The 5,424-nt window shown below is 45.8% G+C and carries 6 protein-coding genes; 4 read left to right on the top strand and 2 right to left on the bottom strand.

Annotated features, from left to right (window positions below; all coding sequences use genetic code 11):
• Positions 1-103: 103 nt before the first annotated feature.
• Both AB5903_RS08370 and pta read right to left on the bottom strand, forming a co-directional pair.
• Positions 104-1,300: an acetate kinase gene (locus AB5903_RS08370; RefSeq protein ID WP_272709926.1), complete on the bottom strand. Its 1,197-nt coding sequence runs from the start codon at positions 1,298-1,300 to the stop codon at positions 104-106.
• A gap of 108 nt (positions 1,301-1,408) precedes the next feature.
• Positions 1,409-2,425 carry a phosphate acetyltransferase gene (pta, locus tag AB5903_RS08365; protein WP_005656261.1) on the bottom strand — a complete coding sequence of 339 codons (1,017 nt, stop codon included), beginning with the start codon at positions 2,423-2,425 and terminating at the stop codon, positions 1,409-1,411.
• Positions 2,426-2,657: 232 nt separating this feature from the next.
• Here pta and AB5903_RS08360 point away from each other — a divergent pair, with 232 nt between their 5' ends.
• From AB5903_RS08360 to AB5903_RS08345, 4 genes are all read left to right on the top strand, one after another.
• Complete coding sequence (locus AB5903_RS08360) at positions 2,658-2,996, top strand: CidA/LrgA family protein (protein ID WP_005656259.1); 339 nt, start codon at positions 2,658-2,660, stop codon at positions 2,994-2,996.
• A complete protein-coding gene (locus tag AB5903_RS08355) occupies positions 2,993-3,688 on the top strand; it encodes an LrgB family protein (protein ID WP_005656258.1) in 696 nt (231 codons plus the stop codon). Before AB5903_RS08360 ends, AB5903_RS08355 begins: the two co-directional genes overlap by 4 nt.
• A gap of 52 nt (positions 3,689-3,740) precedes the next feature.
• The gene (locus tag AB5903_RS08350) at positions 3,741-4,655 is read left to right on the top strand and encodes a DUF2156 domain-containing protein (RefSeq protein WP_117666012.1); all 915 of its coding nucleotides are present in this window, start codon (positions 3,741-3,743) and stop codon (positions 4,653-4,655) included.
• A gap of 41 nt (positions 4,656-4,696) precedes the next feature.
• A partial coding sequence (locus AB5903_RS08345) for a GNAT family N-acetyltransferase (RefSeq protein ID WP_368117761.1) occupies positions 4,697-5,424 on the top strand: 728 nt, incomplete at its 3' end.

The raw sequence follows: 5,424 nt of genomic DNA, 5'->3' as shown, positions 1-5,424 counted from the left end.
GCTTGAAGAAAATAAACCGATTTATATCGGTGATAAACAAGAAAGAAGGTGCATCGTGCATTACGACACACCTTCTTTTATCAGGACTGTTATTACAAACCTGTTATTTATTCAAGATAGCCATTGTATCCGAAGCAATCATCAGCTCTTCATCGGTCGGGATAACCACTACCTTCACCTTGGAATCGTCTGTAGAGATTACAGCTTCTTCACCACGGACCTTGTTCTTTTCCAGGTCGACCTTGATACCCATGAATTCGAGACCTTCGCATACTTCGCTACGGCAGTTGCACTGGTTCTCGCCGACACCGCCCGTAAACACGATGATATCCACACCGCCCAAAGCGGCAGCATAAGCGCCTACATACTTCTTGATGCGGTAGAAGTACATTTTTTCTGCCAAAATAGCTCTCGGGTTACCGGCAGCCACGGCATTCTCCAAATCGCGCATATCGCTCGACTCACCGAAGATACCCATTACACCGCTCTTCTTGTTCAGAAGATTGGATACCCCGTTTGCATCCAGACCCTCTTTCTCCATGATGAAAGTTACGGCTCCCGCATCGATGTCACCGCTACGGGTACCCATCATCAGACCCTCCAGCGGAGTCAGACCCATGCTGGTGTCCATACACTTGCCGTCTTTAATGGCAGAGATGGAAGCACCATTACCGATGTGGCAGGTAATGATTCTCTTTCCCTCCGGCTGTACGCCCAGAAATTCGCACACACGCTTTGATACATAACGGTGAGAAGTTCCGTGGAAGCCATAACGGCGAACCCCGTATTTCTTATACAGTTCGTAAGGAACGGCATACAGATAGGCATAATCGGGCATCGTCTGATGGAAAGCGGTATCAAACACACCAATCTGCGGAACATCGGGCAGAATGGCAGAAATAGCGTTTACACCCTTCAAGTTGGCAGGATTGTGAAGCGGAGCCAAATCATTGCAGGCAGTAAAGGCGTCCAGCACCTCCTGAGTCAGCAAAACGGATTCGCTGAACTTCTCGCCGCCGTGTACCATACGGTGACCTACCGCATTGATTTCGTCCAAAGACTTGATTGCGCCGTATTCGGGGCTGATCAATGTATTGAGGATGAACTCCACACCCACAGTATGCTCCGGTATGTCTTTTTCCAGAATTTTCTTCCCGCCATCAGGCAAGGTCAATTTCAGGAAAGAGCCTTTCAAACCGATTTTTTCAATGCCACCTTGAGCGATAACCTCTTTATGGTCCATATCAAACAACTTGTATTTGATGGACGAGCTACCGCAGTTCAATACTAAAACTTTCATGATACTAATGTTAAATTATAAATTATGAATTCCGAATTATGAACCGCGAACCATGAACCATGAACAGGAAGAAATCCCCAACCATAATTCATAATTCAAAATCCATAATTATTTATTGTGTTTAGCTGCAATAGCCTGATTTGCCGTAATGGCAATCATACGATATACATCTTCGATGGAGCAACCGCGTGACAAATCGTTCACCGGACGTGCGATACCTTGCAGAATCGGACCTACCGCATCGGCATGTCCCAGACGCTGTACCAGTTTGTAGGAGATATTGCCTACTTCAAGGCTCGGAACAACCAGCACATTTGCATTACCTGCAATGGCAGAACCCGGAGCTTTGCTGGCACCGACTTCAGGAACCAATGCTGCGTCAGCCTGCAACTCACCGTCGATAGCAATATCAGGAGCCATTTCTTTAGCAATCTTCAAGGCTTCTACCACTTTGTCTACCACTTCGTGTTTTGCAGAACCTTTTGTAGAGAAACTCAACAGCGCCACTTTCGGATCAATGCCTGCGACAGCCTGAGCCGTACGTGCAGTACAAACAGCGATTTGCGCCAGTTGAGAAGCATCGGGAACGGGAGTAACGGCAACGTCACCCATTACCAGAATACCATTCTTACCATATTCGGGAGCATGAGTCAGCAACAACATTGCACCGGAAACGCAGGTAATGCCCGGAGCAGTCTTGATAATCTGCAAAGCCGGACGAAGCACATCACCGGTAGTATTGCGTGCACCCGCCAACTGACCGTCGGCATCGCCGTTCTTGATAATCAGACAGCCCAGATAAAGCGGATTGGTTACCAGCTTACGGGCTTCTTCAATAGTCATGCCTTTTTTCTTACGCAACTCGAACAGCAGTTGTGCATACTCTTCCTGCTTGGGATTGTTTTCCGGGTCGATAATGGTTGCCTTGGAAATGTTACCAAGTCCCCACTCCGTTGCACAAGCGTTGATTTCAGCAGGATTGCCCAAAAGAATCAGGTCTGCAATACCATCTGTCAGAATTTGATTGGCAGCTTTCAAAGTGCGTTCTTCCGTACCTTCAGGAAGAACAATGCGTTGACGATCGGCTTTCGCACGCTCTAAAATTTCATTAATTAATCTTTGCATGATATTTTAATTGTGTATAAGAATCAGTAGTTCGTGTTATTCACGCAGCAAAAGTACACAATTTTGCAATATACACATTGCAATTTCGGGGCTTTTTCCACACCAAATGAGAATTATTGTAATATTTAACACTAACAGTGGATTTACGAGACGGTTCCTCACTTCAAATAGCTAACTTTGCAACGTTTTCAATATTTTCAATAGGTTAGGTATTATTTAATAATCAGGTATTATGATCCGTCAATGCGCCATCCTTTTCGGATGTCTGGCTTTGGGTGAATTGATTGTATTCTTAACGGGTATCAAACTTCCGTCCAGCATCATCGGTATGCTGCTACTCACCCTTTTCTTAAAATTGGGTTGGATAAAACTGCACTGGGTGCAGGGAATGTCCGACTTCTTGGTTGCTAATCTGGGATTCTTCTTTATCCCGCCCGGCGTAGCCCTTATGCTCTATTTCGACATTATCGCCGCCGAATTTTGGCCTATCGCCATCGCTTCATTAGTCAGCACCCTGCTGGTACTCGTGGTTACCGGATGGGTTCACCAATTAACACGTAAAATCAAATGAACTTTTTAGAAAACGAATTCTTCCTGCTGGCTATTACTTTCGGGATATTCTTCTTAGCCAAACTTCTTCAAAAGAAGACAGGAATCATGCTGCTGAATCCCATCTTACTGACTATCGCCCTGCTTATCATTTTCCTGAAGATGACAAATATCAGTTATGACACTTATAACAAAGGCGGGCATCTGATTGAATTCTGGTTAAAACCTGCCGTCGTTGCGTTGGGTGTTCCTTTGTATCTGCAATTGGAGACTATCAAGAAACAATTGCTGCCTATCCTGCTTTCACAATTGGCAGGATGTATTGTAGGGGTTATTTCCGTAGTCCTGATAGCAAAACTGATGGGAGCCTCCGATGAGATTATCTACTCGCTGGCTCCAAAATCCGTTACTACCCCGATAGCCATGGAAGTTACGAAATCAATAGGCGGCATTCCCGCGCTGACTGCCGCCGTAGTGGTCTGCGTAGGCCTGTTGGGAGGAATCCTCGGTTTCAAGACAATGAAACTCACCCATATCGGAAGCCCCATGGCCCAAGGGCTTTCTTTAGGGGCAGCAGCCCATGCTGTCGGCACATCCACAGCAATGGACATCAGCAGCAAATACGGTGCGTTTGCCAGCCTCGGCCTGACGCTTAACGGAATATTTACAGCCTTGTTAACCCCTACTATTTTACGATTGTTAGGGTTACTCTAACAAAATCTTCTTATCTTTGTTATTATATTCTTATAACCAATAGAAATTATTTATGATTCCATTTAAAGATATCGAACTACAAGATAAAGAGCTGATTACTTCCTTTACTTTAAACAGTCCGCGACGCAACTGCGACCTTTCATTCTCCAACCTATGCAGTTGGCGTTTCTTATACAACACCAAGTTTGCCATTATGGACGGTTTCCTATTATTGAAATTCTGGGCAGACGGAGAGCTTGTATATATGATGCCTATCGGCAACGGCGATTTAAACAAGGTACTGGATGCGCTGATAGAAGATGCCAACCGGGAAGGAGAGCCTTTTTGCTTGTTGGGTATCTGCGCCGGAATGTGCTCCGAACTGGAAACCTTTATGCCCGGCAGGTTTCAGTTTACAGCAGACAGGGATTACGCCGACTACGTATATCTGCGCTCCGACCTCGCCACCTTATCCGGTAAAAAGTTTCAGGCAAAGCGGAATCATATCAACAAATTCAAAAAGACTTATAATTACGAATATACTCCGATTACAGCCGACCGTATCCGGGAGTGCCTCGATTTGGAAGCGGAATGGTGCAAAGCCAACAACTGCGACCAGCATGAAGGTACCGGCAACGAACGTCGTGCATTGATATATGCCCTGCACAATTTCGATGCGTTAGGGCTTACGGGCGGTATTCTCCATGTAGAGGGCAAGATTGCGGCTTTTACTTTCGGCATGCCTATCAACCAAGACACGTTCGGAGTACATGTAGAGAAGGCCGATACCCGCATAGACGGCGCTTATGCCATGATTAATTACGAATTTGCCAACCATATTCCTGAACAATATATCTACATCAACCGGGAAGAGGACTTGGGGATTGAAGGGTTGCGGAAAGCAAAACTTTCCTATCAGCCTGCCATTATTCTGGAGAAATACGTCGCCTGTTTAAAAGAACAGCCGGTAGAGGCTATCAAGTGGTAAAAAAGGTAAAGTGACAGGGCTATAAAACAGGGTGCACAATTATGATAAGGGGTGAAGCAATGCGGGAAAAGATAAAGAGTTTATGGAAACTATGCTTTAACGACAGCGATGAATTTACAGATATGTATTTCCGCTTGCGTTACAGCAATGAAGTCAACATCGCCATTCAAAGCGGTGAAGAGGTGATTGCCGCCCTGCAAATACTACCCTATCCCATGACATTCGGAAAGAGCGAAATCAAGACAGGATATGTGTCGGGGGCCTGTACGCATCCCGATTATCGCAATCGCGGGGCTATGCGCGAACTGTTATCGCAAGCCTTTACCCGTATGCTACACAATGACATGTCCATTTCCACGCTGATTCCGGCAGAACCCTGGTTGTTCGGGTATTATGCCGGTATGGGCTACGTACCGGTTTTTAAATACTCCTCAACAACCTTCACGGCTTCAGAGGTTACCATCGCTGACGAAACGGCTGTTCTGAACAAAATAAATGATTATCAGAAAGAATCATATCGCTATTTAAACCGGAAACTGCGGGAACGCCCCTATTGCATCCAGCATACGGAAACGGACTTCCGGGTAATCCTTGCCGATTTACAGTTGGGGAAAGGCTGCGTCTATACATTGAAGCAAGGCGATAAGATTACGGCTTTAGCCATCGTATATCCGGCAGGCAGTACTTGGCAGGCAGGAGAAATCGTAGCGGAAACTTCCGGTATGTACCTGTTATTACTACAACGTATTTGCGAACAACTGAACCTCCC

The organism is Bacteroides sp. 2201st1_D9_2201SCRN_220225 (assembly GCF_040928965.1).
Taxonomy (GTDB): domain Bacteria; phylum Bacteroidota; class Bacteroidia; order Bacteroidales; family Bacteroidaceae; genus Bacteroides; species Bacteroides stercoris.
This window is presented reverse-complemented; position numbering and strand designations above follow the sequence as displayed.